The organism is Marivirga lumbricoides (genome assembly GCF_014636295.1).
Lineage (GTDB): Bacteria > Bacteroidota > Bacteroidia > Cytophagales > Cyclobacteriaceae > Marivirga > Marivirga lumbricoides.
Window position 1 is genome coordinate 1 of record NZ_BMEC01000064.1, and the last position, 574, is coordinate 574.

The 574-nt window shown below is 39.4% G+C and carries 1 protein-coding gene; it reads right to left on the minus strand.

What is annotated here, in order from left to right; all coding sequences use genetic code 11:
- Nucleotides 1–36: 36 nt before the first annotated feature.
- Nucleotides 37–574: hemagglutinin (locus IEV85_RS24790; RefSeq protein ID WP_229712747.1), on the minus strand; the 538-nt coding region annotated here is incomplete at its 5' end.

Sequence of the window (574 nt, forward strand, 5' to 3'; positions counted from 1 at the left end):
ACGCGTGATCAGTAGAAACAAGGGTGTTTTTCTCAATCATATACATATCCTGCACTGCATTGAGCCATTTGAACACATCCAAAGACCCATTGCCATGATCAGCCCTACCAAAACTAGACTGCTCGATACCGTACTATAAATGGCAAGGATTTGATACACGCCAAACTCCTCCAGTTTTACCGATTCTATTTTCTGTTTGTTTAACCTACTCTCAGCTTGATACTTGGGGTAGTTATAGGTACCATTTTTGACTGACTCCATGCATTCATTGTCACACTTATGCCAAAATTCAAAACATCCGTTTCCTAGATCATTAGCATTGTCCCTCAATTGTGATCTGACCCTATCATGTAGGTTCTTCACATTTGCATCATGTAGGTCCAGTGTTCTTTCGTTTTCTAGAAGAACCAACAGTTCAGCGTTGTATGTCCAAACATCCAGAAATCCATCTTCCAGTCTTTTGTTTATGTTGTCAATCCTTCTTTCTAGGTTTGAAAACTCATGATCCACAGCCTCAAATTGTGTGTTCATTTTATCAATTATGGAATTGACCTTGTTTCTACTGATCACGCGT